Below are 25,251 nucleotides of genomic sequence, written 5' to 3'. Positions count from 1 at the left end.
GAAATCCGTGGCGATGACCCTGCGGGCGCTTCGCTCAACCCGTTCTTTGCCTGGATATGGCAGCCGCTAACCAATTGCTCCTGCGCAGTAATCTGCGGTGCCACAGCCATAGGAGAAGCCATAGACCCAGGGCCGCCATGTGGATTGCGGACCAGGTGGCCGAACTGATCAGGGCCTCCTCAGCATCCGGCCGAAACGAGATCTCACCGCTCAGGTAGAGGGGCATAAGGGAGAACACGTGTTGTACATACAACAGCGTGATGAGCGCCAGCACCAGCAAGCCGAGCCCCGGCGCCGATGGGGCAGGGGGATGGGCTTTGCCGGTGCCCGGTTACCGGTGGCCGGGTACCTAGGCGGGGGCCAGCGCCCCCACGGAGTTTCGTTCCACGGTAGGGCAGTGGATTTTTGTGGGGGCAGCCTGTGCTTCTTCGAGGCCCAGGAGCATTCGCACTCCGGCCGCGCCCAGTTCGTAGTGGGGGAGCGACACGGTCGACAGCGGGGGCCGGAGGTGGGCGGCGATGACTTCCTGGTTGTCGAATCCCACCACTGCTATGTCGTCGGGGATGGAGAGCCCGTGCTCGCGCAGCCCGTCGTACAGCCCCATCGCCATCCGGTCGTTGTAGCAGTACACGGCCGTGGCGTCGCGCTTGAGGAGCTCCTCGGTGGCTCCGTACCCGCCTTCCTGATCGGGATAGGCCTCAAGGACCAGGCTCCCGTCGAACGCGATGCCTTCGGCTTCCAGTGCTTCCTTGTAGCCCTGGAGGCGTCCGTCTTTCGCCGGGGCGGGGATGGTGGCGTTGATGAAGGCGATCCGTCGGTGCCCATGCTTCAGCAGGATCTCTGTGGCTGAACGTCCGCCTTGTACTTCATCCGGAACGACAGCCCGGGCGCCGGGTTCCGCAGAAAAGCAGTTGACGAGGACGAAGTCCGATTCCCGCAGCGGTGCCGGAAGGTCGGTGGCCCGGTGGAACCAGGTCGAATAAAGGATGCCGCGGACCTTGTATTCGAGCATCATGGCAATCGCGTCCGTCTCAAGCTCGCGGTTGCCTTCGGTATTGGCGATGAGAAGGGCGTAGCCATGCTTCCATGCCTCATCCTGGGCGCCGTGGATGATCTGGCCGGCGAAAGGGGTGGTGGCGATGGCGTCGGCGACGAGGCCGATGAAGCGGGAACTGCCGCTGACCAGGGTCTGCGCCATGGCATTTGGCCGGTAGCCCAGATCCCGGATCGCGTCCCGAACCCGCTTGCGGGTCTCGTCGGAAATGCGGGCGGCCTTTTTCTTGTTCACGACCAGCGAGACGGTGGCTGTGGAGACACCGGCAGCCTCGGCAACTTGCCGGAGGGTGACGGGCTGGGGGCGCTGGGACTGCTGTGCGGGGGCAGCCGCATGCACTGGCTTGCCAGAACTTTTCTCCTGCGAAATCATATGCCCTCCTTCAGGAGTATATCCGCCCGATATGGCTGTCATCCCTTAGTCGCCCCGCTTTCCAGGCCTTGGATCATGGCCTTGTTGAGCACGAGGAAGACCAGCAGCAGCGGGGTGATAGTGACACAGACGGCGGCGAACGTGGCCGTCCAGTCGGTCTTTCCCATCGCCCCGATGTAGTTCTGCAGGCCCAGCGGAATGGTCTTCAGCCCCTCGGAGAGGACGAAGGTGTTGGCGAAGATGAAGTCGTTCCAGATGAAGATGCTGTTGACCAGAACAACCGTCACGACTGTGTTTACCGAGAGGGGGAGGGTGATGAGTCCGAAGATGCGGTACGGTCCGGCTCCGTCCAGGGAGGCCGCCTCGTACGTTTCCCGGGGGATGTACTCAAAGAACGAGGAAAAGAGGTAGATCGACATCGGAAGGGCGAAGCCGGCCAGCGGGATGATCATCGACGGGTAGGTGTCGAGCAGGTTGATCGTGGAGTAGTCGATGAAGAGCGGTACGAGTGCGATCTGGACGGGCACGATGATGCCGATCAGGAACAGTCCGCGGACGAACTTGCTGAAGCGGAAGCCCAGCACCTGGAGCGCGTAGGCGGCCATCATGCCCAGGAGCACGATCAGGAAGTTCGCGCCCATGGTGACGATGAAGCTGTTGAGGATGTTCATCCCCAGGTCGCCGGTCTCGAAAGCGCGGGCGTAGTTCTCCCACGTGAGCGAGGTGGGCAGGGCGAAGGGGTCCCCGGTTGCGAAGTCGTGCTCGGTGCGCAGGCTGGTGATGAACAGCCAGGCCAGGGGGTAGACCTGCACGATGACGATGAGGGCAATCAGCACCCGCGACAGAGTGCTGTAAAGGTTGGGCTGGCGCCGCCTGCGGACAGGAGGCGGGCTGTCGGGCAAAGCGGTGGTGGGCCGTGTCATCGGGGCTGCTGGCGCGGTCATGCGTCCGCCTTTCGTTTGAGCATGAAGAGGATGAGTCCTACGGCGACGAGGCATTCGACGACGATGAATACGGCGATGGTGCTGGCGTATCCGAAGTCGGTGCTCGTGAATGCCGTCTTGTACATGTACGTGGTCAGCAGCTCCGAGGACTGTCCGGGGCCACCGTTCGTCATCAGGTAGGGAATGTCGAATCCGCGTAGGCCGTAGGTTGTTGCCATGATGGTGGTGGTGATCCAGACAGGCATGATGTGGGGAAAGCGGATCTTGGTGAACAGTTGCCACCGCGAGGCGCCGTCGAGCCGGGCCGCTTCCTCCAGCTCCTTTGGAACGGACAGCAGTGCCGCGTAGATGATGAGCATGTAGAGGCCCGTGAACCGCCATCCTTCCGGCGCGGATACCGCGGCGAGCACGGTGTTGATGTCAGAGAGCCAGGGGCGTTCCAGGGCGCCGAGGCCGATCCAGTGCAGGAGCTGGTTGAGGAGGCCCACCGGTTCGATCGAGTAGATCCGCACGAAGAGGAACGCAATGGCTACCGTGGAGATCACAGCCGGCAGGAGGTAGAGGGTCTTAATCAGCTCGCGGCCGCGCCGCATTGAGGTGAGGAGGCTGGCGACGAGCAGGGCGCCGCCGAGCTGCAGCACCAGGCAGATCGCGAGGTAGCCGAGGGCGTTGAAGAACGAGCGCCAGAAGATGTCGTCTGCGGTAAGCATCCGTACGTAGTTGGCGAGACCCACGAACTCCATGTCGCTGATGCCGTTCCAGGAAAAGAAGCTCAGGAACAGCGACTGCATGATGGGGAAGAGGACGGCGATGCCGTAAAGCAGCAAGGGTGGGAGCAGGAAGACCAGGACTGAGAGTCGTGACCTGTTGGGGAGCATGGCTGGGCCTTTCGGGTGGGGGCCGTAGCCCCCACCGCTGTGATTACTTGAAGAACTTCGGGGCGTTCTGCGCGATGGTGCTGTCCATCGTGGTGGTGAACTGTTCGGGCGTGATGTTGCCCTGGACGAGGAGCACGAGTTCCTGCTGCAGCCTGCCGTTGGTGGTCGGGTCGAGCTGGGTGTCCCACGGCATGGCCTGCTTGTCCCCGAGGTCGTTGGCCATTTCAAGAGCCTTCTTGTACAGCGGGGTTGCGTTGGCCGGAACGGCCGTCTCAACGTTTGTAGTCGGCGAAAGCGCACCGGTGGCTGCGTACTCGGACGGGTATTTCGCCAGGGCAAACTTCAGGAAGTCGCTCACGAGCGGGTCGTACGTCTTGGCGTTGACGGCCATGCCAATGCCTGAAGGGGAGACGAACTCATTTGCCGCGGTGACGGATCCCTCGGTGGTGGGCAGGGTGAGGAAGTCGATGTCAGCCCGCACTGTCGGGTTCAGCTTGTCAGTTGCCAGGCTGGGCAGTTCCCAGGTGCCGATGTTGTACATCGCTGCCTGCCCCGACGTGAACTGGTTCTGGGCGTCGGAGTAGCCCTGTGAGGAGAATCCATCCTGGAAGCACTTGGCCTTGCCGAGCGAAGCCAGCCATTCGACGGTCTTCTGGCCTGCGGGGTCAGCGAACTTCGCTTCGCCCTTCTTGAGCTTCTGGATGAACTCTGGCCCGGCTTCACGGAACGGCTGATAGGCGACATACCGCTCCAGGGGCCACTGGTCCTGGCCGTCGATGGCGATGGGCGTGATACCGGCTGCGCGCAGGGCGGTGCACATGGCGGGAATGTCGTCGAGGGACTTCGGAACGGACACGCCGGCCTTCTGCAGCAGGGCCTTGTTGTACCAGATGAATTCCAGCTCGAACTGGAACGGAATCATGTGCAGGGAGCCGTCGTCGAAGCGCTGGTAGTCCAATGCGCTGGGTCGGTAGTCGTCGTAGACATCCAGGGACTTCAGCAGCTTTTCGGCGTCGACCATCTTGCCCTGCTTGGCCAGCTGCTGGGCAAACGGCGTGGCGTCGGTGTCGAAGAGCTCGGGAAGCTTGTTCGCGGCGGCGAGGGTCTCAAGCTTCTGGATGTAGGAGGGCCGGTCCGGGGTGGTGATCAGGTTCAGCGAGAAGCCCGGGTGGTCCTTGGCGTAATCGTCCGCGAGTTTCTTCATGATGTTGATGACAGCGCCGTCGGCCGGCCGGGACAGCAGCCACGAAATTTCACGGGGTTTGACCTCCCCTGTGGGGCTGACGTTGGAAGGGTCAGTGGCTCCTCCGCTGCCGCATCCCGCGAGGGCGAGGGCTGCGGCCATGGCGACGGCGGCTGTTCGGAATAACTTCTTCATGGGGACAATCTCCTTTGATTTGAGCCGAAAAATGGTGCGGGGTATGAAAAATGGTGCGGGGTATTTAGTTGTCGGTGCGCTGACGTATCTGGAGTTCGGTAAGGACTGCGGACCCTTCGCCGGTGAAAACGCCGATCCGCCCCGCCGGCAAGTCGTAGATCCTGGTGCTGAGAGTGACCTGCCGATCCAGAACGGCGACGCACAGGTCACCGTCAACGACGAGTTCGAGAGTGTGCTCTCCCGGAGTCAGGTCGCAGGGGCGTTCCAGTTCGATGTCGAACGGAATGTCCCCTGAGACGTGCCATTGCGCGTCGCCGGTGACCTTCCTCGGCCACCGGTCGAACACCATGCGGCCGCGCTTCGGTTCCAGGCGCAGAACGTAGGACCGGTCCCCGTCCTGGCTTGAGCGCAGCAACAGCCCGCATTCAGTGGTGTCGGGTCCGATGTCCAGGACTGCCGCGGCGTAGAACTGGCTGGGCAGCTCTTCGTCCGAGACGACGGCGGCGTACCCGTCCGGAACGTCCAGCCGCATCGGCAGCTCGTTTGTCAGGGACACCGGGACGTCCTCCCAGAAGCTGTCCACGAGTTCGTCGGCGAAGGCGAACCCCAGGGTTCCGTCGGGGTTTTGCCGTGCTTCCAGGACGGACATCGTGCCGGCCCACTGCCAGGGCCCGTCGTCGGCATTGCCTTCCTTGCTGGCGATCCATCCGAAAAAGAAGCGGCGACCGTCGCGCTCCGCGGTCTTGGAGGCGTAGAAAGCGCGACCGTCGACGCTGTCCAGGGTCGGTACGCGCCATGGGCCGTCGGGGCTCTTGGCCATGCGGTACCGGGTCGTGAAGGATTCGGAGAACTCCGAGTAGACCATGTACCACCAGCCGCCCCAAGAGAAGACATCCGGGCATTCATGGGTGATGTAGCGGCGTGGATCCCAGAACGGTTCGGTGTGCTGCCAGGTCACCAAGTCACTGGAGACGCACTGGGCTATGACACCGCGCCGACGTTCCGGCCCGTCGGAGTGCCGGGCCGCCAGCAGCATCCGCCACTGTCCCGCGGCCTCGTCCCGGAAGACGAACGGATCCCGCCAGTCGCCGGACTCGTAGCCGTCCGGGGCGCCGAAGGTGAGTTCCGGGTGCTTCACCCAGGTCTGCATTCCGTCCGTGCTCGTGGCGTGCATGACTAGCTGAAGGGGCGCACCGTCCGGTCCGAGGTTGCGCGGGTTTTGGCCCGTGTAGAACAGATGCTGGACGCCTGTTTCATCGACGACGACGCTGCCCGTGTAGGCGTTGAAGTCCAGGTCCGTTTCGCTTCCGTGCTTGAGGGAAACGCCCTGGTCCTCAAACTGCGTGAGGTCTTTGGTGGTGACAAGGTTCCACGAGGTTCCCGGCTTTGGGTCTGCCCGGACCTCGTGAAGGTAGAAGAGCCAGAACTCCCCGTCCTTCTCGAAGGGGATAAGATCTCCAACCCATCCATCGGAGGGCTGAAAGAAGACTGAGCGATTCATCGGCGTCGATCCATTCTGCTAAAGCGTTTGATCACCTGTAACCTAGCGCCAATCCGCACTTTGATCAAGCGTTTTAGCAACTTCCGGTGCATTCTTTTCTGGGCAGCATTACAGTGTGGCGGAGCGCCCACGCCGCCGGCTGAGTTCCAGAGAACGCATCAGGTGTCCACGTGGACCGCACCTGGGGCTACACATCGGCGGTGGGGCAGAATGGCCCTATGTGCGGGAGATACGTGATGTCCAGGGCAACGAGCGACCTTCTCTCCTATTTTGATGCGAAGGAGGTGGAGGGCAGCCCGCCGCCGCCAAGCTGGAACGTGGCGCCCACGCAGGACGTCCCGATCATTGCTGAGCGGCTGAACGAGGGGTCTATCGACCGGCACCTGCTCATCGCCCGCTGGGGCCTGGTCCCATCCTGGGCCAAGGACCTCAGAATCGGCTCAAAACTGATCAACGCCCGGAGCGAATCCATCCTGGAGAAACCGTCATTCCGGAAGGCTGCCGTGAAGCGCCGCGCACTGATCCCCGCAGAGGGCTACTACGAATGGCAGAAGACCGAGGACGGAAAGAAGATCCCGAACTACCTCTACTCCGAGACGGATGATCTGCTCGCTTTCGCCGGCCTCTACGAGTTCTGGGCGGACCCGGCCCTGCCGAAGGATGACCCTGGCCGGTGGCTGCTTAGCTGCACGGTCCTCACCACAACAGCCCACGACTCCCTGGGCCATGTCCACGAACGGTGTCCGGTCATCATCCCGCCGGACATGTACGGCGACTGGCTGGACCCGGGCACTACCGATAAGGCAGACGTTCAGCAGCTCCTCCAAGCCGTCCCGGAACCGGTCCTGACCCCTCGAATCGTCAGCGACCGGGTGAACAGCGTCCGCAACAACGGTCCCGAACTCGTCGAGCCGGCCGCATGAGCAACGTCTTCGAGGGCGCTGTCGCCTTCCCGAACGCCCTGATGTTCCGCTTCTCCGAAGATGCCAGGCATGCGCAGGTCCCCGACATCGACGGGATCGCCAGTTCCTGAAACACAGGCAGCTGCTGGGCGCGGCCTCCTATATCGATCAGCTCTCCTCCAGCTCGGCTGACGGCACTACAGGGGAGAGGTGGCTGGATCTGCTCCCGATCGTCTTCAACTTGCGGGTTGAAAGACGTTAACCCGAGACAAGGGCGAGTCCATCAGTGGCGCGCGGGGACAGATCGGTACTGTCAGGTTGGGGTCTGAGATTCTCTTGAGCTATCGTCAGAAAAGCAGCATCGGGGCCTTATTCTGACAGAACGCCGGCTACGTGCTGACGTCAGGTTGGGGTGCTTCAACCGTGCAATTGAAGAGAAAAGCATTAGTCGGTCTTCAGTCTGCCAACGCGATATCGTGGACGGTGTCCGCGACGTCGGTGCCGCCGCTGGCCTATGGCAAATCCGGCAAACGTCAATTGGCAAGGCAATCCTCTTTGAAGCCGATATTGACAGGCTGGTGGGATCTGCGATGACCCAACCAGGCTAGGAGCAGGATCCGGCGATGAACCCCGAAGCATAGCCCCCATCCAGACTGGTGAGGGATGGCAGCCTGAGATGTAATGCGTACAAGATGCGCCAGATGGTTGGGTGCCCAGTACCCGATTTAACTTGGAATGTCGTCCTGACCGTGTTGATGACACGGGTAGGGCAGGCCTAGATTCCACGGCCATCCAGGATGCGGGTCGGGGTGGGAGCTTTAGCCGCCCACCCCGACACAAGTAGTTTGAGGCCCTCCGTTGGCCCAAGGGGAGCACTGGGATCCTGCCCCGTTATGAATATAGGGGCAGCACAACCAGGAAAGTTTTATTTGGTCGGTTTCCGATATGCACTTGCCCTTTCCTGGCGGCAAGCCGGTAGAGCCAAATGCTGATAAGGGAAAGGACCGCTGCATAGACCGCGAAGGCCCAAAAAATGTCGTGCTGTTGTGCGCACAGCAGCATGTAAGAGGAAGTCCCGTTTTTCGCAGCAAACGTGTGAGTGATGGCAGCCCGCAAACGCACCTCGCGAGTAAGGAAGTCGAGCGCCGCGGCACGGTCAGGAATCGCGAGGCCACGGGCTTCGAGCTGTTGAAGCAGCTCTCCGCGCTCTTTGAAATCCTTCGTATACTCCACGCTTCACCGTTTGTCGCACAATGAAAATCGCCCCCCTTGAGCCGAGGCTCAGAGGGGGGCGATGTCTGATAGATCGAATCGAACACGACCAACCCACAAAATGGGTATGAGTACTGGGATGGCCGACCAACGGGCGCGAGCAACACTACCGAAGCAGGAACAGCCCCGGCGCTAACTGCATGTACCTGCCCCTGGGACCCGGCGCTGGGTTCTGACAAAAATTGCCCGGTTCAGAGAATCCTTTGAACAGCTCGGCTGGTTTGGAGTGAAGGCGACCGTACCCTGAGACACGTCTTCGGACGTCCGAACGGGAGGGACGGAGGCTGCCGTCTCCTCCGCGGGACATCACCCTTCAGGGGCGGGGGCTACGTTTCTGCGCTGTGCGACCATGACGAACGCACCGGATGCAAGAACGCCGGTCAGGGCGAAGGCGAGCATGCCGGTGAATGAACCGGCACCCGATTGGATCAGTGCTCCGCTGACGATCGGACCGATGGAGAAGCCGCTGCCGATCATCAGATTAGTGGTGTTCATGAGGTGTCCGCCGTTTGAGAGGTCGGACAGTGTGGACAGCAGGTAGGGCAGGATGAAAGTCCAAGCGAACTTGAAGATTACTGCGGCGACGGCGAAGCGAACGAAGGCCGGTGAGCCAAAGAGCAGTCCGATACTGAGCGCCATGCCTGCATAGCCGGCGATGAGGTAGATCCTCCGCCGGGGAGTGTCCCCGAGGGCCGTTGCCGTGAGGGCTGACAGGATCCCGGCGACGGTGGCTAGGGAAAGGATGAGGCTGCTGGCGGAAAGGTCGATTCCGGAGCCCGCGGAGATCTGGGCCATGAATGACCAGACACCGCTCAGAGCGACGTAGAACAGCAAGACTGCGGCCATTCCCGCTGCTGCCTTGAAGAGCGGAACCCGCGACGGCACCGATGTTGCCGCCGGCGACGATGTTCGGAGCACTTCCCCGTCGATCCGGTTGACCACGAGGAGGCACAAGACGGCCAGACCGGCGAGGGTCCAGTAGATCGCTGCGACTCCTGCGCCGGCGAACAATGACGGGAAGACGGCCAAAATCAGTGCTCCCACGGCCAATTGGAAGACGACGAAAATGCCGAATGCGCGGCTGGGGTTCGATGTCTTTCCGCTGAGGGTCAGGATGATCACGGTGATAGAGCCGGCTGCGAGGCTGGTCACCACGCGGGCGACGATGAGGAGTCCGAAATCGTCCAATAGACCGGAAACGACGTTCCCCGCGATGACGACGGCAGTGAATAGGTAGCTGGCTGTTCTCAGGTTCATCCGGCGCAGCCACAGATAAGCCGGCACTGTTGCCAGGCTGAAGGCGCCAAGTTCCAGCGAAAAGAGGGTCCCGACCTGGACCGGGGTTAGGGCGAACTGTTGGATGAGTTTGCCGGCGATCACGGGGGCGATCAGCAGCACGGTGTAAAGGACGGCGCTGAAAACGGCGATATAGGTGTACGTTCCCCTGTCGGAGGCGGTAACCCCTGGAGAGGCTTTTACGGCAGTGGTCATGGTCATGTTCTTTCGGGCAGGACGAAGCGGCACGGTGCCGCCGTCAGAGGGGAGGAGGTGATGATGCCTGCGGGCCGCAAGCCTCAGAGCTGGGACAGACGAAGCGGTCAGGCCCGCTGCGGGGCCAGTCGTCCGGATGCGCCCGTGGCGTGTTCCGAATGCTTTGCGTCGAAGACTTTGCGGCCGGCGAACCAGGTCTGGTGCGTCGTTATGTGAGGAATGTCCTCGACATCAATTTCGTGCGGATTGTCGCTCAGGAGAATGAAATCTGCGGATTTTCCTGGTGACAGAGATCCTGTGACGTCATCCACGCCCATGGCTTCGGCGCAATTGGTGGTGTAGATCCTGATGGCTTCCGGGAGGGTGATGGCCTGCTCGGGCCAGAGGGTACCTGGGAATTTTCCGCTCGGGTCCTTGCGGGTGACGAGCCCGTAAATGCCTTCCCAAGCGTTGGGGGATACGCTGACCGGCCAGTCCGAGCCTCCGGCGATGCGGGCGCCGGTGTCGAGCAGGGACCGGTTGGGCTGCATCTTTGAGGCCCTGTCGGCGGGAAGTACTGTGGCGATGGCTTCGGAGATGACTCCGGGAAACCACAGGGAGGGGGAGATGTCGGCGGTGACGTCCAGCTCGGCGAAACGTTCGATGTCCTGGTCGTGGACGAACTGGCCGTGAGCGATGTGGTATTTCGGTTCCGTATAGCCGGCACGCCGGACTTTACCTACGGTATCCAGCACGAGCCGGACCGACGCGTCTCCGGTGCAGTGGATTTTGGCGGAGATGCCGCGTTCAGCCGTGCTCATCAGCCACCGCTCGAGTTCCGCCGGGGGCATGGTGGTGCCACCGCAGTGACACTCGGGGAAGCCGACGCCTGAAAGGTAGGGCTCGATGAAGGCGGCCGTTCCTGCCGGGGGTACGCCGTCCAGGAAGATCTTGATGAAATCCGGGCGGTGGTGTTCGGACCGCAACCCGTCCCGGTGCTCAATGATGCCCTCGCCCAGCGGATTGGTGCCGAAGATGAAGTCGTTGGCCTGCATGGAGGTAACCACCCAGGCGTGCAGGTTCCCGGCGTCGTCGAGTTCCTTCAGTGCCTGCATTAGCTGGAGGGAGGCGGCGGCGTCCTGGAATCCTGTCACCCCGTAGGAGTGGAGAATCTCGATTCCGCGCGCTGCCGCTCGCGCCAGAACCTTTGTTGACGTTGGCCGTAGCCGGGTCAAGGTCTGTTCCACCAAGACGCCTCCGGCCTCGATCAGGACACCCGTGACGCGGCCTGATGCGTCCCGCATGATTTGACCGCCTTCGGGGTCGGGTGTGCCATCGCTGATGCCGGCCAGTTCCAGCGCACGGGAGTTAGCCCACCGGTTGTGCTTGCTGTCATCCTTCAGCAGCGCCGGCCGTCCACCCGTGGCGGCATCAAAGCGGGCAAGAGCGCTTGCGGAGTTCAATTCGGCCAGGAGCCCCGAACCCCAGCTTCCGCCGACCACCCACTCATCCTGCGCCAGACGTTTTGTCTGGTCCGCGACGGCGCTCAGCAGCTCATCGAGTGTCCTGGTGGGCGGCTCGTTCAGTTCGAACAAGTCCATTTGGCCAGCAATCATGTGGTGGTTGTGCACATCCAGCAGGCCCGGCATCACGTAGCCACCGCCAAGGTCGATGACGGTAGTCCCCGGACCGGCGCTGGCCTCAGCGGCCGCACCAAAGGAGTGCACCTTGCCGGTCTTGACCGCCAGTGAGGCCACACGCGAATGTGCATGGTCCAGTGTGTCGATAACCCCGTTGATCAAAAGAAGATCAGCCTGGTTGTTCATAGCATCAGTCCCTAACGCTGAGTTGATGGCACAACACTAGGGTGTGGGGAGTTCCTTGACGTTGACTCTCCGTGCACAGCTCTTGCAGATTCCTGCAAGCCAATCCTGAGAGATGGCTCACCACCGTCCTAACCCCTGACGTGGCACCACCAACGACCCGAAAACCTGCAATCAAGCTGCTAAACCGTCATTTCGAACGGAAAATCACAAGCCCTTGGTCCACCTAGCGACGTCAGGTTGGGGTGTACCCCAATTTATCAAGGGTCGAAGTCTCGTCTGGCAAGCAGCCGCTTGCAAGACGGCGAGGTGCGGCCATGGCCGCTTCTGGAACTACGGAGCGCCGATAGCCGTGAGTGCTCCGCCGGTAACTGTGGTGTTCGGGCGTTCCCGGGTAACTTGGTGCAGCAAGTATTCGGCGAGAAATCTGGCCACAAAGCTGCCAGCGAGGAGTCTGGGGGATAGGGATTATGGCCCGTGAAGTCCAGCCGAAGGGGTTGGAAGGCCAAAGGCTTGCAGACCGCAGGCTGTCCGAAAGAATCCCGCCTGCCGGTCTGTACGCGAAGAGCAACTGATCGAGCCTCAATGCTAAGCACACTTAGTAATGGTGTCGAGAGGCAATCCGAAAAAGGTGGATCGAAGAGGTAGTGCGCTGATGTGTCGAGGCTCGGCCCCATCGTGGCACGGGCCGCCGCCGCGAGTAACGCGCTGGCCAGGGGAGGGCGTCACGTCAGCTGAGCTTGGCGCAGGTACTGGTACACCGTTTCTCGGCTGATGCCGTAGTCGTTGGCGAGGGCGGATTTGGGGATTCCGTTGGCCGCTCGCTGCACCAGCTCGGCCGCCCGTTCCGGGGTGAGGGTCTTTTTCCGACCTTTGTAGGCGCCGCGCTGCTTGGCTAGGTCGATCCCTTGGCGCTGCCGTTCTTTGGATTAGGGAGCGCTCGAACTCGGCGAAGGCACCCATCACGGAGCATGAGGTTGGCCATGGGGAGTCCTCCCCGGTGAAGACCAGCTGCTCCTTGACGAACTCCACCCGCACGCCCTCGCGGGTGAGGTTTTGGACTAAGGCACGCGGGTCGTGCTCACTCGCAGGTACCGATCGGCTGTCCAAAAGGAAATGCCGGTGTCATCCGCGGAATGCTCTGCGGATGACACCGGCATTTCGGCCTTCGAGCCCAACGACGCCTAGTTTACGCGGGCCCTGTCAGGTGTGCTCTCAGAGCTGAGAGAGTCTGACTGCTGCTCCGCTTCGAGGCGGCCGCGGACGCGCTTGACGGTTTCCGGAGCCATGATCGCCGAGGCGACTGTGATGACGCCGATGATGCTGAAGTACAGGATCACCCAGCCCGGTTCGCCGTTGCCCGCGTTGAGCAGGGCCACCGCGACCAGCGGTGCGATGCCGCCGGCCAGAACGGATCCGAACTGGTAACCCATGGAGGCGCCGCTGTAGCGGAGCTTCGTGGAAAACAGTTCACTGAAGAATGCGGCTTGGGGGCCGTACATCGAGTTATGGAAGACCGCGAGGCCGATGATGATGGCCAGGGTTGCCAGCAGGGCGCTTCCGGTGTCGGTCATGACGAAGTAGAGCGGGAAGAACAGCAGACCGCCGATGGAGCCGAACAGGTACAGCGGCTTCCGGCCGATACGGTCCGACAATGCAGCCCACAGCGGCACCGCGATGACGCCGATGGCGGAGGCAATCAGCACGGACATAGAGCCCTGGTTCGCACGCTCGGCACCGAACGTCCGCATGATGTAGACAACCGAGAAGGTGGTGTACAGGTAGAAGGCCGAGTTCTCAGCGAGGCGCATGCCGACGACCAGCCAGACGCCCTTGGTTTCCTTCTTGAGGGCTTCGCCGAGCGGGTTGTGGGCCGTTTGCTTCTTGGCTACGAGGTCCTTGAAGTCCTCGGAGTCCTCGAGCTTCGCCCGGACCACCAGGCCCACGACGATCAGCAGGACGCTGAGCAGGAAGGGAACGCGCCAGGCCCAGGCGTCGAAGACGTCGGCAGGAACTGCAGCCTTCACGGCCAGCACTGAGGCGTTGGCGAACAGCATGCCGGCCGGGACGCCCATCTGGGTGAAGCTGCCGAAGAATCCGCGGCGTCCTTCCGGGGCGTGTTCCGTGGAGATGATGGCGGCGCCTGCCCATTCGGCGCCAGCACCGAAGCCCTGCATAAGCCGCAGGACGGTGAGCAGGATGGGGGCCCAGACACCGATCTGCGCGTACGTCGGCAGAAGGCCCATGGCCAGGGTGGCGAAACCCATCAGGAGCAGCGAGAGGACGAGCATCGGCTTGCGCCCGATCTTGTCCCCGTAGTGGCCGGCGAACATGCCGCCGAAGGGCCGGGCAACGAAGCCGACGGCGTAGGTCAGGAATGCCAGTAGGAGACCCGTAGCGGGGTCCTGGTCCGGGAAATACAGCCGGCTGAAAACGCCGGTTGCCGCGAGGAGCCCGAAGATGTAGTAGTCGTACCACTCGATGGTGGTACCGGCGAAGCTGGCGAGGGATACCCGCCACGGCACGCGGCTTGAGTTTCGCGTTTCTACTGCAGAGATCGTCATTGATTTTGTCTTTCGAAGGTCAGGCGGAGATTGAGGGATACGTGGGTGTCAGCCGTCGGGCGAGTCACCAGTCGAGGGCGATGTATTTGGTTTCGGTGAAGTCCAGCAGGCCCTGGTGGGCGCCTTCACGGCCGAGGCCGCTTTGTTTCACGCCGCCGAACGGCGCTGCCGGGTCTGAGACGAGCCCACGGTTGAGGGCTACCATTCCGCTTTCGATGCGTTCGGATACCCGCAGCCCGCGGCGGAGGTCCTCGGTGAAGACATACGCGGCGAGACCATACTCGGAGTCGTTGGCGGCGGCGATGACTTCGTCTTCGGTATCGAACCCGATGACCGATGCCACGGGTCCGAAGATTTCCTCGCTGACCATGCGCGCGTGCATTGGCACGTTGGTCACCACGGTGGGCGGGTAGTAGTAGCCGTTCCCTTCCGGCAGTTGCCCGCCGGTGAGCAGGCGCGCACCCTGGTCGAGGGCATCGCGTACCAGGGCATCGACTTTCAGGACACTTGCCTCGTCCACCAGCGGGCCCACTTCGGTGGACGGATCTGTGCCGGGCCCGACTGTCAGGGCTGACATGCGGCCCGCCAAGCGGCTTGCGAACTCCGCCTGGATTCCGCGCTGGACGTAGATCCTGTTGGCCGCCGTGCAGGCCTGGCCACCGTTGCGCATCTTGGCTATCATGACGCCGTCAATGGCCTTGTCGAGGTCAGCGTCATCGAACACCAGGAAGGGAGCGTTGCCGCCCAGTTCCATGGAGCACTTGAGGACGTTATCCGCGGCCTGGCGCAGCAGGTGGCGTCCGACGCCGGTGGAACCGGTGAACGACAGCTTGCGGACGCGTGGGTCGGCGAGGATGGGCGACATGACGTCGCCCGTCTTGCTTGTGGTGACCACGTTGACGACACCGGCGGGGACACCTGCGTCGACCATGAGCTGGGCGATGGCCAGTGACGTCAGGGGAGTGAGGGTGGCTGGCTTGAGTACGGCGGTGCAGCCCGCGGCAAGCGCCGGTGCCAGCTTGCGGGTTGCCATGGCGGCGGGGAAGTTCCAGGGGGTGATCAGGACGCAGACACCGATGGGCTGGTGCTGGACAAGGATGCGGTTCGCGCCGGACGGCGAGATGGAAACGTCGCCGATGATCCGGACCGCCTCTTCCGCATACCAGCGGAAAAACTCGGCCGCGTACGCCACCTCACCGCGGGCATCCGGCAGTGCCTTGCCGTTCTCGAGGGAGATGAGGTGGGCAAGCTGTTCGCTGCGTTCGATCATCAGGTCAAAACAGCGGCTGAGTATTTCGGCGCGGCGCCGGGGTGGCGTCGCTGCCCAGTCGGGAAAGGCCACTGCGGCGGCATCGACGGCTGCAAGACCGTCCTCGACGTCGGCGTCCGCTATAGCCGTGATTACCGTCCCATCGGAGGGATTGATGACGTCGACCGTGCGGCCGCCGGCGGCGTCCCGCCAGCCTCCGGCGATGAGCAGCTGGCGGGGGACCGCCAGCTCGTCGATGTCGAGCGGTTCCTGGGCGGAGAGAAGTGTCATTGTGATCCTCAGTTCTTGATCAAGTGATGATGCGTCAGCGAAGTGTCTTAGCGAATAGTGCGGTCGCCGGCGTAGGCGGCGTTCACGATGGACGTGACGGACTCAAGGTCGAGCGGCACCGGGTTGTTGTCGATGAGCCGCTTGGAGTTCAGCGACAGCCTGGCAATCTGGCCAAGGTCGCCCTCCTGCACTCCGAGGTCCTGAAGCGTCGCGGGCAGTTCGATGGCGGCGATGACTTCGTCAATGGCCTCCACGCCGCTGATCGCAGCGCTGCGGACGTCCAAGCCCTTGATGTCGCGTCCCAGCGCTTCGGCAACCTGCGCCAGCTGCGGTTCAATGGCGCTGAAGTTGTGGCGGACGACGTAGGGGAGCAGCAGGCCTACGCCCACGCCATGCGGAGTGTGCGTCAACGCGCCGACGGGATACTGGATGGCGTGCGCCGCCGCCGTCCCGGCGTTGCTGAGCACAATGCCACCGTAGAGCGCGGCCAGCATCATGTCGGCCCGGGCATCGGTGTTGCCCGGATCCTTGTAGGCGGTAGCCAGGCTCCGGCCCACGAGCCGGATCCCGTCCAGTGCCAGGGAGTCCGTCAGGACATTCTTGCCCACGAACACGCGCTCGTTGGCGAGCGTGCGGGTCGGTTCCCGGGTGATGGCGGTGAATGACTCGACCAGGTGGACGAAAGTGTCCGCGCCGGTGGCCGCCGTTAGCGGCGGCGGGCAGGTGTAGGTCAGTTCGGGGTCGCACACGGAGGCGAATGGGATGATGTGGGGGCTCGAGATACCCATCTTCATGCCGAGCCCGGGGTCGGAAACCACGGCAATGGCTGTCGCTTCGGACCCCGTGCCCGCCGTGGTGGGCAGGGCGATGACGGGCTTGACAGGGCCGGGTACGGCGAATTCGCCATAGTAGTCGCTGGGTTGGCCGCCGTGGGTCAGAAGCACCGAGACCACTTTGGCCATGTCCATGCAGCTGCCGCCACCAAAGCCGATGACGACGTCGATGTCCTGGCCCTTGAGCTCTTCGACGCAGGCAATGATGCCCGGGGTGGGCAGCTCGGCCTGGGTTTCCCCGTAGACCCGGACGGACAGCTTTCGGCTCTCAAGGCTCGTGACCAGGGTTTGCAGCTCGTCCGAGGCTGCAAGCCGGGGGTCCGTACATATGAGGACGCTGTCACCGAGCTCTGCTGCGATATCGGCGATGGCAAAACGCTGCTGGGCCCCTACCACGATATTCCGCGGCAACCGCAGGACGCCGAAGGTTGCGGGACGGATGCCCGCTGCATGCGCACACGACATTGTGACTGACTCCTAAAGATGGGGATCTCGGGCTACCTGAAAGGTGCCTGAGATCTCATCGTTCCAGAGCTGTGCGAGGTGGCCTATGGATGTTTTTGCCACATTCGTGGTGGGAACATGTTCGTCTGGACCACACCCATGCATGTCTGGGTCAGTGGTCGTGTCCGCCGATACCGGCGGACTGCAGGCGCCAGAGCCGCAGGGCCACGTGGATGTCCAGGGACCGGCCTCCCCTTCGCCAGCCAGCGCCGAGGACAGTATCGATGCGCTCCAGCCGCTGGCGTAGCGTGTTGGGATGAACGTGCAGGGCAGCCGCCGCAGCCGTGCCGGACGCGTCGTTCTCCAGGAAGGTCCAGGCGGTGAGAACGAGCTGCGTTCCACGGCGGCTGTCATAGTCGAGCAGGGGTCCGAGCTGGGCCGCCAGCAGTTGCGTGGCAAAGGGGCTGTCCATGGCGCCCAGCAGCATCCCGGCTGTGCCCAGGGCAGCCTGGTCGGCGGCCTCGCCCTTCCGGGACAGCGCTTGCAGTGCGCTCAGCACGGCATGAGCCTCGGCGTGGGCGCTCGCCAGTCGGGAAAATCCTGTCACTGCCTGTGACGAGCCCACGGTGGCCTCCATGCGCTGGTTCTTCAGGGCAGCGACGATCGACTGCCCGTTGTCCTGGCCCCCGTCCCCGCTTGGACTACTGCCATGGAGGGTCGGTGGCTCGATGACGCACAGATGCGATTCGTGGAGGGCAGTGATCCCGGCGTGGTCCTGGGAATGCCGTTTCAGCACTGCCAAGGCCCTTTGACGCTGGTCCTCCCGAACGCCCACCACCCTGACCACCAGCGGGATGTTGTCTGCGAGACCGAATCTCCCGGCCCGCCGCTTCAGTGCTTCCGTATACTCAGAGCGCGGATTCAGGAGTTCGTCTATGAGTTCGAGCTGCAGCCGGTACTGCGCGTCTTGGAAAGTCCTTTCAAAGAGCAACGCCGCACTGAGGACCAGGGCGCTACGCTCCAGCACTGCAAGCCGGTCCTGGCTGATGTGGCCGGCAACGATCAGCGAGGCCAGGTGCTGGTCGCCGGCGACCGCGGACATAACGGTGTACTCCCGGTCGTTTACCGTGAAAGGGATGGGCAGCGTCCGCGCGGCGGAGAGCTCCGCGGCGCTTAACGCAGCGGGATGGCCGAAGTCCGGGTTTGCGCCGAGCCCTGCCACGGTCTCACCCATAGGCGAAACCACGAACACTTCGCTGTCCATGGACCCGGCCAAAAGCAGCATGAGGTTGGGCAGGCTGTTGGCAGACGCCAGGGTTTCCATCAACCGCTGATCGAGGGAAGAAAGCTCCTCCAACGCCTTCACATGGGCAAGATTCTGCCGCTGCGCCTGATCCAGCCGGGCCAGGGCATCGGCCATTTCGGTGAAGTGACGTGCGTTCTCGAGCGCAACAGCGGCGTGGGTGCCGATGGATTCCATGAGCGCGACGTCGTCGCTGCTGAAGTTGTGCGCGTGCCGGTCCGCAACGAGGAGCGCCCCGATGACCCTGCCTTCGGCCCTCAAGGGAACGCCCATGATGGCCTTGACGCCTTCTGCCGCGACCGCCGCATCACTCGACTCGAGGTGAGATTTGCTCTGGTCACTCAGGTAGTCCGCAGATTGGGAAGGAGCTTCACCGGTGGCTACGGCACCGAGGACGCCCTCGCCCAGGGGCATGCGGATATTCCGGAACAGGGCCGTTGCGGCACCGTCAGTCACCCGGATATACGATTCCCCGGAAGCGTAATCATTGAGGCTCAGATACGCGATGTCGCTGCCGATGAGCGAGCGGGTTCTGCGGACGATCGCTTTCAGAACGGCCTCAACATCACGAATGCCGGTGAGGTCCGTGGCCGTGTCGTACAGGACCCGGAGCAGCCCCTCCCGCCGGCTGGCCTCCCGGAGCCTGGCATTGAGGCTGCGGGCCGCTGCTGCCGTCGCCGGATCGAGCAGGTTCTCCGCCTCCATGGCTGCCAGTTGCGTTTCCAAACCCTCAGCAGACACGCCCTCACCAAGGAGAGCCAAAAGCCGACCCAGCGTCGTCCCCTCCGGAGGAGGAACGGCACCGGTGTGGACCGGCGGACTCTCTTGGGCATCCATACGGGCCATGGTAGCGGCCAACGCCCTCCGAACCTTGGGGAACCCGCACCCGGTACCGGCGTGAGGCGAGGGTCTGTACCCACAGTGCGAGTACTTGCGCGATCGAGACTCTAACACGTGACGCCCGGACAGCAAGGGCACGCCCCTTCTCCGTCCCAACTGGAGTTTGTACGGGCAGACCTCCTGGACATCCCCGTCGTGAACCGGATGCTGGCTGAGGAGTTCTGACTTCCGAAATCTGGGGAGAAAACGCCGCGAACTGGAGGCAGGACACAGCCCCTTTTGCTGGCACTTCCAGTCGAGGGTTGGAGGCGCCGATGGCTGGACAGCGGATCGGGTACGTGCGGGTTAGTTCGCTGGACCACGACGCGAAACGTCAGCTCGATGGCCAGGTCCTGGACCGGGAAGGGGACACCGTTGTCGTGCACAGCATGGACCGTCTCTGCCGCAATCTCGATGACCTGCGGATTCCCCCATGGCCAACCCCATGCTCTCCGTCATGGGTGCCTTCGCCGAATTCGAACGCTCCCTCATCAGGGAACGCCAGAGGGAAGCATCGCCCTGGCCAAGCAGCGCGGCGCCTATAAGGGGCGGAAAAGACCCTAACGCCGGAACGGGCGGATGAGCTGGTCCTGCGCGCCGGCCGTGGGGTCCCGGAAGCGGTCCTTGCCCGTGATTACGGGATCAGCGGGAGACGGTCTACCAGTACCTGCGCCACGCCTCGCTGGAGTGACCGCGCTCCCTGCATGCGCCGTTGCTGTGGCAATGACCAGAAACTGCGTTAGCTGGCTGGTGCTGCGAATTCACGGATGGTGATTCCGGAGAAGTCCGCGGCGCCGCCGTCGGTGTACAACGAGATCCCGGTGTCGCCGTCTGCGAAGTGCACCTGCTGCGAGAGCACGGTGTGCCCGGCATTGACGAATACTTCGACGCTCTGTTTGTCGACGAAAATACGCAGGTGCACTGAGCGTGCGGCGGCATCGATTGGCGCTGCCGCACGGGTGTACGGCGCGAGCGCGAAGCCGCCCTGGTCCGAAGGTGCGCGGTCGACATACACCTCGCCGCCGTACTTGCCGATGTTCGTGTGGCGCGTGCCGTTGGTCGAGCGACCCACCGACACCCCGACGTTCGCGGCGGCATCCCACGAGATGTCGAGTTCGAGCTCGTAGGCGCTGCCACTCCACGGCAGTACGGCGCTGCCGTTCACGGTGCGATCGGGCAGGATGGTTGTCGAGCTGACGTAATTAGAGAGCGCCCCAATTGGTGTGCTGAGCAGGCTATACCAGCCTCCTGGCTGGCCCTCCAGGCGCAGCTCCCGCACGATCGAGTTCTGACCGTTGTACCCATCGGATGCATCGGTGGGAACATCACGGGCGGCGTACTTCCAGTTATTCATCCAGGCGACCGCGTACCGTCGCTCGTCCGGCGCGTCGACCGCCGGCCAGGTCACCGCCCCGTACCAGTCCCAGCCCCAATCGAGCCACTGGGGGTCAAGGTTGTCAGCGATGAATTGCTCGCCATCCCAGATGCCGGTCCAGTATGCGTAGGTCATCGGCAGGCCGACGCTGTAGGCGTCCATGCTTGCGCCGAGCACCCAGTGCGGCGTGCCGTCATTGGCGGTCATTTGGAAAAGGTCGGGGCACTCGATCCCGCCCAGCGCGTGATTCGGGTAGTCGAAGTTGCGCTTCAGCTGCCAGTCGCGCAAATTCTGCGAGGTGTAAAAGGCTGCGTAGCGGGCCCGGCCGATGACGCACACCCATTCGCTGCGTGCCGCATCCCAGTGGACCTTGGGATCGCGACACCATTCCGCGTTCTCGATCTCTGCCGGTGTCGTCGCGGTCCTTCCGTCGGTGTTGACGATCACCGGATCGGGGAGTGCCGTAAAGGTGTACCCACCGTCGGTGGACCAGTACAGGTACTGCTCCTGGTACCTGCGGATGTTGTCGGTGGGCTGCGTTGCAAGCGCCACGATGGCACCTGCGCCGAAGCCTGCAGTGTTTGCACTGTCCACGACCGCCGAGCCCGACCACACGGGAAAGTTTGGCTGGAGCGGCAGTGCGACTCCGTGATGGGTGAAGGCCACGCCATCGGCGGTTGTCGCGTGGTCCCATCCGCCCGGGCCGTTGTTCTGCTCGGAGTGCAGGTAGTACAGGTGGTAGGCGCCGTTGGCATACACAGGGCGCTGCGGGTCGCACAGCCAGCCGGACGGCGGGGTCATATGGTATACGGCGCGCAGTGATCCCTGGCCGTGGGCGGCTGTGAAGGGTATGGCGCTATTCATGAACAGGGCGAGTGCTCCTGCTCCGGTGCCTTGCATGACGCGGCGGCGCGAAATGTCAGATCTCATGGTTGTTTCCCCTCAGGCGCTGGTAGCTGTCGGCATCGGCTTTGATGTCCGCTTGCTTAAGCGTTTTATCAACCCAAAGATAGACGTCCGCGTCAGCGCGATCAAGCGTTTAAGCAGATCTCTCGGATCTTTCTTTTCCAGCCCCTTGGCATCAACTAATTAAGCGTTGCGGATGCCAAATATCGGGGGGACACTGGGAAAAACTGCGAGAGGAGCATCTGCAATGCGCAAGAGAACGTGGATTATCGGAGCCGCAGTGGCAGTGCTGGCGCTCGGCGGCGCAACCGTTGCGGCGGCATCCGTTAACCCCTTCGACAGTGAGGGAACCGCGGACGGAGGCACGCAGAGCCCGCTGATCCAGGCTGACCGTGACAAGGCAGTCCAGGCCGCCATGGCCAAGGTGGGCCAGGGCACGGTGACGGAAGTTGAGCGGGACGAGAACCCGAACTCCGCCTACGAAGTCGAGCTGCGGCTTGCCAACGGTTCGGAAGTCGAAGTCGCAGTCGGCAAGGACTTCCAGGTCCTGAGCCAGAGCCCCGACGACTGACGGGCGCTGGCCGCCGCTCGCGTCAAGAGGTCGGGCCAAGAGCCCGACCGGGCTAGCTGGCCCTGACCGGCTTAGCCAGCCATTCTCCGGATTTCATCGTCGCTGCGACGTCCAGATCCTCATTAAGCACCACCAGATCCGCCCGCCAGCCAGGCTCGAGGCGGCCGACGTCCGCCAGCCCCAGCATGTCCGCCGGATTCTGGGTGGCCGCCCGGACCGCGTCCGCCAGCGGAATGCCCGCCTGCCTGACCGCGTGCCGCACGGCCGCGTCCAGGGTCAGGACGCTGCCGGCGATGGCGCCGTTGCTGGCCAGGCGCGCCTCGCCGCCAGCCACCCGGACTTCCAGGCCGCCCAGCTGATATGTTCCCTCGCTGGCGCACGCGGCAGCCATCGCATCGGTCACGAACACAGCCCGGGCGGGGCTCCCCGCGATGAAGCGCACCAGCGACGGGTGCAGGTGCACGCCGTCGGCGATCACCTCGGCGAAGACGTCCGGGTCCTCCAGCAGCGCCAGGGCGGGCCCGGGTTCCCGGTGGTGCAAGGGGCGCATGGCGTTGAACACGTGCGTCCCCACTGTGGCCCCCGCGGCAATCGCCTCGCGGGCCAGGTCGTAGCCGGCGCCGGTATGGCCGATGGCGGCGACCGCGCCGTAGCCGGTGATCTGCCGGATGGCCGCAAGCCCGCCGTCAAGTTCCGGGGCGATCGTGACCATTTTTACCGCCCCCCGGCCCGCCAGCATCAGCCGGTCGATGCTGGCGGGATCGGGCAGCCGCAGCAGCTCCTTGGTGTGTGCGCCGCGGTGGGACGGGCTGAGCCAAGGTCCTTCCAGATGGATCCCGGTCAGCACGCCGGCCTCGACCAGGCCGGCCAATGCCTCCACCGCGGCTTCAAGATCTTCCAAGGGCGCGGTGACCAGGCTGGCCATGAGCGTAGTGGTGCCGTGCTCCAGATGCACGGCGGCGATCCTGGCCGCGGCCTCTGCCGTATCCGCGTCGTTGAAGCTGAAGCCGCCGCCCCCGTGGATGTGGGCGTCGATGAAGCCCGGCGCCAACGTCCCCTCCGGAAAGCTGACGTCAGGGTCCCGCGGAGGGGCCCCGGCACCCACGGCGCTGACCTGGGATGACCGGGTCTCCACCCAGCCAGGCTCCAGGACAGCGCCGGGCGTGATGACGCGGGCGGCGGAAATGAGCGTCGTACTCACCAGGTTTCCGTGATCTTGCGCAGGCCACGGGGCGCATCGGGATCGCGGTGGCGGGCGGCGGCCATGGCGTGGGCGAGGCGCTGCAGGGGCAGGATCTCAAGGATCGGCGCGAGCTGCTCAGGAACCTGCGGCAGGGGCACCGCATGGTTCAGCGGCCGGGCTAAGGCGGGGTCGCCCACCAGGCAAACGTCCGCGCCGCGCTCCGCCAGCCTTTCCAGCACGGGCTGCAGGGCCCGGCCGCCGGCACCCTGCGATGCAATGGCGATGACGGGCCGGTCTTCGTCAATCATGGCGAACGGTCCGTGCAGGAGGTCTGCCCCCGAGAACGCATGGGCGGCCAGGTAGGACGTCTCCATCAGTTTCAAAGCAGCCTCTCGTGCCGAGGGGTAGGAGAAACCTCGCCCGGTGGTGATGATGTGGTTCACGAACCGGTAGCGGTTCGCAACCTCCAGTATCTCCGGCCGGGCCAGGACATCCGCCGCGTGACGCGGCAGGACCGATGCGTCGGTGCCGTCGCCGCCGGCCCAGGCGTCGATGAGCAGCCACAGCGCGAGCAGCTGGGACGTGTAGCTCTTCGTGGCGGCGACGGCGCGTTCCGGTCCCGCCAGGATGTCCACATGGTGCCGGGCGGCCGCGGCCAGCGGCGATGACGGAGCATTGGTCACCGCAACGGTGACGGCGCCGGCCCGGGCTGCCGCCGCGGTGGAGTCCACCAGGTCCGGGGATCCGCCCGACTGGCTGACCGCCAGCCAGAGGACTCCGTTCATCCTGGGTTCCGCGCCGTAGACGGTAAGGCTCGACGGCGACGCCAGCCCCGCGGGCAGCCCGAGGACCGTCTCGATGAGGTACTTCGCGTACAGGGCGGCGTGGTCGCTGGTGCCACGGGCCGCCAGCAGGACATAGCGGATGTCCGAGCCGCGGAGCTCAGCGGCCAGGCGCCGGATTGCGGCCTGCCCCTGGCCCAGCTGCCGGGCGAGTGCCTCGGGCTGCTCAAGGATTTCGGCGGCCATCAGCGATCCCGGCAGCTCGGTGGCCGTGGCGGTGGCACTGGCGAGGGGTGTGGGGGTGTTCAGCGGGGTGGTCATGTGTCTCCTTGGGGCGTGATGCTTGGCGGAATGAGCGGAATGAGCGGAATGGCTGGAATGAGGCCGGAAGCCGGTTAGGCCGGGAACGGAACGGGCCGCTGCGGGTGGTGCGATGCTGGTTGGGTGGAGGGTGCGGCCATGTCGCGGGCCAGCTTCACCGCGCCCCAGGCGGGATCCCGGTCCAGCACCCGGACGTCCGTCAGGCCACGTGCTGCCAGCAGTTCGCTGACGCGGCGCGCCAGCCCGGGTTGGTTGACGAGCATCCCGCCGGCCAGCAGGACGGGCGGAGCTGTGGTTCCCGAAGCAGTGGTCCCCGGAGCAGCCGCCTTGGGAAGCGTGCCCAGCCGGTGGTTGACCGCGGCGGCCAAGGATGCCAGCTGCTGCGCGGCGTCCTCGGCGATCGCGAGGCTGGCGGCGTCTCCCCGGGCTGCTTGGCCGAACACCGTTCCGGCCAGGCTGGCCCAATAGCGCCGTTCCGGGTTGCTGTAGAAGACGTCCAGGAGTTCCGGCGGTTTGGAGACCCCGGTCCGTTCCAGGATGCCCGCGGACAACGGCCCGGGGTCCACGCCGCGGTCGTATTCGGCGAGGGCGTTGCATACTGCGCTGCGGGTGATGGCGTAGCCGCTGCCTTCGTCACCCAGCAGGTAGCCCCAGCCGCCGGCCCTGGCTTCGCGGCCGTCCGGTCCCAGTGCCCAGGCCACGGAGCCGGTGCCCGAGATGAGGACGGTGCCGGTCTCCAGACCGCCGGCGGCGAGGATGATGCGCGTGTCGTGGACTACCTGGATCAGGGCTCCGGGGAAGGTCCGTGACAGCAGGCCGGCGAGCCGTTCCCTGCTGTCCGGGGTGTCCGCCCCTGCCGCCCCGGCGCAGACCGCCTGGATCCCGTGGCCCGCCCCGTCGCGGGTCCCCAGCCGCGCGGCGAGGTCGGCCAGGGCGGCGGCCGCCGCCTCCTCACC

18 protein-coding genes and 2 pseudogenes are annotated in these 25,251 nt (G+C 64.1%); 3 read left to right on the top strand and 17 right to left on the bottom strand.

The annotated features are described in order from the left end of the window. Positions 1 to 349 precede the first annotated feature (349 nt). The 5 genes from AC3A3W_RS07185 to AC3A3W_RS07165 form a co-directional block, all read right to left on the bottom strand. Positions 350 to 1,426, bottom strand: coding sequence for a LacI family DNA-binding transcriptional regulator (locus AC3A3W_RS07185; protein WP_487441492.1), 1,077 nt, complete (start codon positions 1,424 to 1,426; stop codon positions 350 to 352). A 38-nt stretch (positions 1,427 to 1,464) separates the two neighbouring features. Continuing rightward, positions 1,465 to 2,370, bottom strand: coding sequence for a carbohydrate ABC transporter permease (locus AC3A3W_RS07180; RefSeq protein ID WP_487441490.1), 906 nt, complete (start codon positions 2,368 to 2,370; stop codon positions 1,465 to 1,467). Continuing rightward, positions 2,367 to 3,248, bottom strand: coding sequence for a carbohydrate ABC transporter permease (locus AC3A3W_RS07175; protein ID WP_205654908.1), 882 nt, complete (start codon positions 3,246 to 3,248; stop codon positions 2,367 to 2,369). Before AC3A3W_RS07175 ends, AC3A3W_RS07180 begins: the two co-directional genes overlap by 4 nt. A 43-nt stretch (positions 3,249 to 3,291) precedes the next feature. Then, positions 3,292 to 4,626 carry an ABC transporter substrate-binding protein gene (locus AC3A3W_RS07170; protein ID WP_487441488.1) on the bottom strand — a complete coding sequence of 445 codons (1,335 nt, stop codon included), beginning with the start codon at positions 4,624 to 4,626 and terminating at the stop codon, positions 3,292 to 3,294. A 64-nt stretch (positions 4,627 to 4,690) separates the two neighbouring features. Continuing rightward, a complete protein-coding gene (locus AC3A3W_RS07165; RefSeq protein ID WP_487441486.1) occupies positions 4,691 to 6,127 on the bottom strand; it encodes a glycoside hydrolase in 1,437 nt (478 codons plus the stop codon). 218 nt (positions 6,128 to 6,345) lie between these two features. Between AC3A3W_RS07165 and AC3A3W_RS07160 the strand changes: the two genes are divergently transcribed. After that, positions 6,346 to 7,050 carry an SOS response-associated peptidase gene (locus AC3A3W_RS07160; protein WP_487441484.1) on the top strand — a complete coding sequence of 235 codons (705 nt, stop codon included), beginning with the start codon at positions 6,346 to 6,348 and terminating at the stop codon, positions 7,048 to 7,050. A gap of 870 nt (positions 7,051 to 7,920) precedes the next feature. Here AC3A3W_RS07160 and AC3A3W_RS07155 read toward each other — a convergent pair. The 8 genes and pseudogenes from AC3A3W_RS07155 to AC3A3W_RS07120 all read right to left on the bottom strand — a co-directional run bounded on the left by AC3A3W_RS07155 (position 7,921) and on the right by AC3A3W_RS07120 (position 19,019). Beyond that, positions 7,921 to 8,262, bottom strand: a complete 342-nt coding sequence (locus AC3A3W_RS07155; RefSeq protein WP_487441482.1) for a hypothetical protein — start codon at positions 8,260 to 8,262, stop codon at positions 7,921 to 7,923. 345 nt (positions 8,263 to 8,607) lie between these two features. Beyond that, positions 8,608 to 9,792: an MFS transporter gene (locus AC3A3W_RS07150; RefSeq protein ID WP_487441480.1), complete on the bottom strand. Its 1,185-nt coding sequence runs from the start codon at positions 9,790 to 9,792 to the stop codon at positions 8,608 to 8,610. A 107-nt stretch (positions 9,793 to 9,899) separates the two neighbouring features. After that, complete coding sequence (locus AC3A3W_RS07145) at positions 9,900 to 11,597, bottom strand: amidohydrolase (protein ID WP_487441478.1); 1,698 nt, start codon at positions 11,595 to 11,597, stop codon at positions 9,900 to 9,902. Positions 11,598 to 12,319: 722 nt separating this feature from the next. Further along, positions 12,320 to 12,671: pseudogene (locus tag AC3A3W_RS07140) on the bottom strand (helix-turn-helix domain-containing protein); the annotation flags it as partial. 107 nt (positions 12,672 to 12,778) lie between these two features. Next, positions 12,779 to 14,158, bottom strand: a complete 1,380-nt coding sequence (locus AC3A3W_RS07135; protein ID WP_487441476.1) for an MFS transporter — start codon at positions 14,156 to 14,158, stop codon at positions 12,779 to 12,781. A 64-nt stretch (positions 14,159 to 14,222) separates the two neighbouring features. Next, positions 14,223 to 15,698 carry an NAD-dependent succinate-semialdehyde dehydrogenase gene (locus AC3A3W_RS07130; RefSeq protein WP_487441474.1) on the bottom strand — a complete coding sequence of 492 codons (1,476 nt, stop codon included), beginning with the start codon at positions 15,696 to 15,698 and terminating at the stop codon, positions 14,223 to 14,225. A gap of 47 nt (positions 15,699 to 15,745) precedes the next feature. Continuing rightward, positions 15,746 to 16,996, bottom strand: a complete 1,251-nt coding sequence (locus tag AC3A3W_RS07125; protein ID WP_487441472.1) for an iron-containing alcohol dehydrogenase — start codon at positions 16,994 to 16,996, stop codon at positions 15,746 to 15,748. Positions 16,997 to 17,147: 151 nt separating this feature from the next. Beyond that, entirely contained in the window at positions 17,148 to 19,019 is a 1,872-nt protein-coding gene (locus AC3A3W_RS07120) for a helix-turn-helix domain-containing protein (RefSeq protein WP_487441470.1), read from the bottom strand. 413 nt (positions 19,020 to 19,432) lie between these two features. Between AC3A3W_RS07120 and AC3A3W_RS07115 the strand changes: the two are divergent. Then, positions 19,433 to 19,848 (top strand): annotated as a pseudogene (locus AC3A3W_RS07115) (recombinase family protein). Between the two features lie 48 nt (positions 19,849 to 19,896). On the opposite strand, the gene AC3A3W_RS07110 reads toward AC3A3W_RS07115, so the two are convergent. Further along, positions 19,897 to 21,462: a glycoside hydrolase family 32 protein gene (locus AC3A3W_RS07110; RefSeq protein ID WP_487441468.1), complete on the bottom strand. Its 1,566-nt coding sequence runs from the start codon at positions 21,460 to 21,462 to the stop codon at positions 19,897 to 19,899. A 223-nt stretch (positions 21,463 to 21,685) separates the two neighbouring features. On the opposite strand from AC3A3W_RS07110, the gene AC3A3W_RS07105 reads away from it, so the two are divergent. Further along, positions 21,686 to 22,009, top strand: a complete 324-nt coding sequence (locus AC3A3W_RS07105) for a PepSY domain-containing protein (protein ID WP_487441467.1) — start codon at positions 21,686 to 21,688, stop codon at positions 22,007 to 22,009. Between the two features lie 52 nt (positions 22,010 to 22,061). Here the strand turns inward: AC3A3W_RS07105 and nagA are convergent, their stop codons facing one another. From nagA to AC3A3W_RS07090, 3 genes are all read right to left on the bottom strand, one after another. Further along, a complete protein-coding gene (nagA, locus tag AC3A3W_RS07100; protein ID WP_487441466.1) occupies positions 22,062 to 23,210 on the bottom strand; it encodes an N-acetylglucosamine-6-phosphate deacetylase in 1,149 nt (382 codons plus the stop codon). Continuing rightward, on the bottom strand, positions 23,207 to 24,295 hold the full coding sequence (locus AC3A3W_RS07095) for an SIS domain-containing protein (RefSeq protein ID WP_487441465.1): 1,089 nt from the start codon (positions 24,293 to 24,295) through the stop codon (positions 23,207 to 23,209). The genes nagA and AC3A3W_RS07095 overlap by 4 nt, the downstream gene beginning before the upstream one ends. Positions 24,296 to 24,369: 74 nt before the next feature. Continuing rightward, a partial coding sequence (locus tag AC3A3W_RS07090; RefSeq protein WP_487441463.1) for an N-acetylglucosamine kinase occupies positions 24,370 to 25,251 on the bottom strand: 882 nt, incomplete at its 5' end.

Source organism: Arthrobacter sp. Soil_N43, assembly GCF_057655195.1.
Note: the sequence above shows the minus strand (reverse complement) of the source record. Positions and strands in the feature narration are given on the sequence as shown.

Excerpts from the sequence above, each read along its gene's own strand:
- AC3A3W_RS07135 (WP_487441476.1), bottom strand. The coding sequence starts at position 14,158 with ATGACGATCTCTGCAGTAGAAACGCGAAACTCAAGCCGCGTGCCGTGG.
- AC3A3W_RS07095 (WP_487441465.1), bottom strand. The coding sequence starts at position 24,295 with ATGACCACCCCGCTGAACACCCCCACACCCCTCGCCAGTGCCACCGCC.
- AC3A3W_RS07180 (WP_487441490.1), bottom strand. The coding sequence starts at position 2,370 with ATGACCGCGCCAGCAGCCCCGATGACACGGCCCACCACCGCTTTGCCC.
- AC3A3W_RS07110 (WP_487441468.1), bottom strand. The coding sequence starts at position 21,462 with ATGAGATCTGACATTTCGCGCCGCCGCGTCATGCAAGGCACCGGAGCA.
- AC3A3W_RS07125 (WP_487441472.1), bottom strand. The coding sequence starts at position 16,996 with ATGTCGTGTGCGCATGCAGCGGGCATCCGTCCCGCAACCTTCGGCGTC.
- AC3A3W_RS07185 (WP_487441492.1), bottom strand. The coding sequence starts at position 1,426 with ATGATTTCGCAGGAGAAAAGTTCTGGCAAGCCAGTGCATGCGGCTGCC.
- AC3A3W_RS07160 (WP_487441484.1), top strand. The coding sequence starts at position 6,346 with ATGTGCGGGAGATACGTGATGTCCAGGGCAACGAGCGACCTTCTCTCC.
- AC3A3W_RS07170 (WP_487441488.1), bottom strand. The coding sequence starts at position 4,626 with ATGAAGAAGTTATTCCGAACAGCCGCCGTCGCCATGGCCGCAGCCCTC.
- AC3A3W_RS07165 (WP_487441486.1), bottom strand. The coding sequence starts at position 6,127 with ATGAATCGCTCAGTCTTCTTTCAGCCCTCCGATGGATGGGTTGGAGAT.
- AC3A3W_RS07150 (WP_487441480.1), bottom strand. The coding sequence starts at position 9,792 with ATGACCACTGCCGTAAAAGCCTCTCCAGGGGTTACCGCCTCCGACAGG.
- AC3A3W_RS07145 (WP_487441478.1), bottom strand. The coding sequence starts at position 11,597 with ATGAACAACCAGGCTGATCTTCTTTTGATCAACGGGGTTATCGACACA.
- AC3A3W_RS07130 (WP_487441474.1), bottom strand. The coding sequence starts at position 15,698 with ATGACACTTCTCTCCGCCCAGGAACCGCTCGACATCGACGAGCTGGCG.
- AC3A3W_RS07175 (WP_205654908.1), bottom strand. The coding sequence starts at position 3,248 with ATGCTCCCCAACAGGTCACGACTCTCAGTCCTGGTCTTCCTGCTCCCA.
- AC3A3W_RS07105 (WP_487441467.1), top strand. The coding sequence starts at position 21,686 with ATGCGCAAGAGAACGTGGATTATCGGAGCCGCAGTGGCAGTGCTGGCG.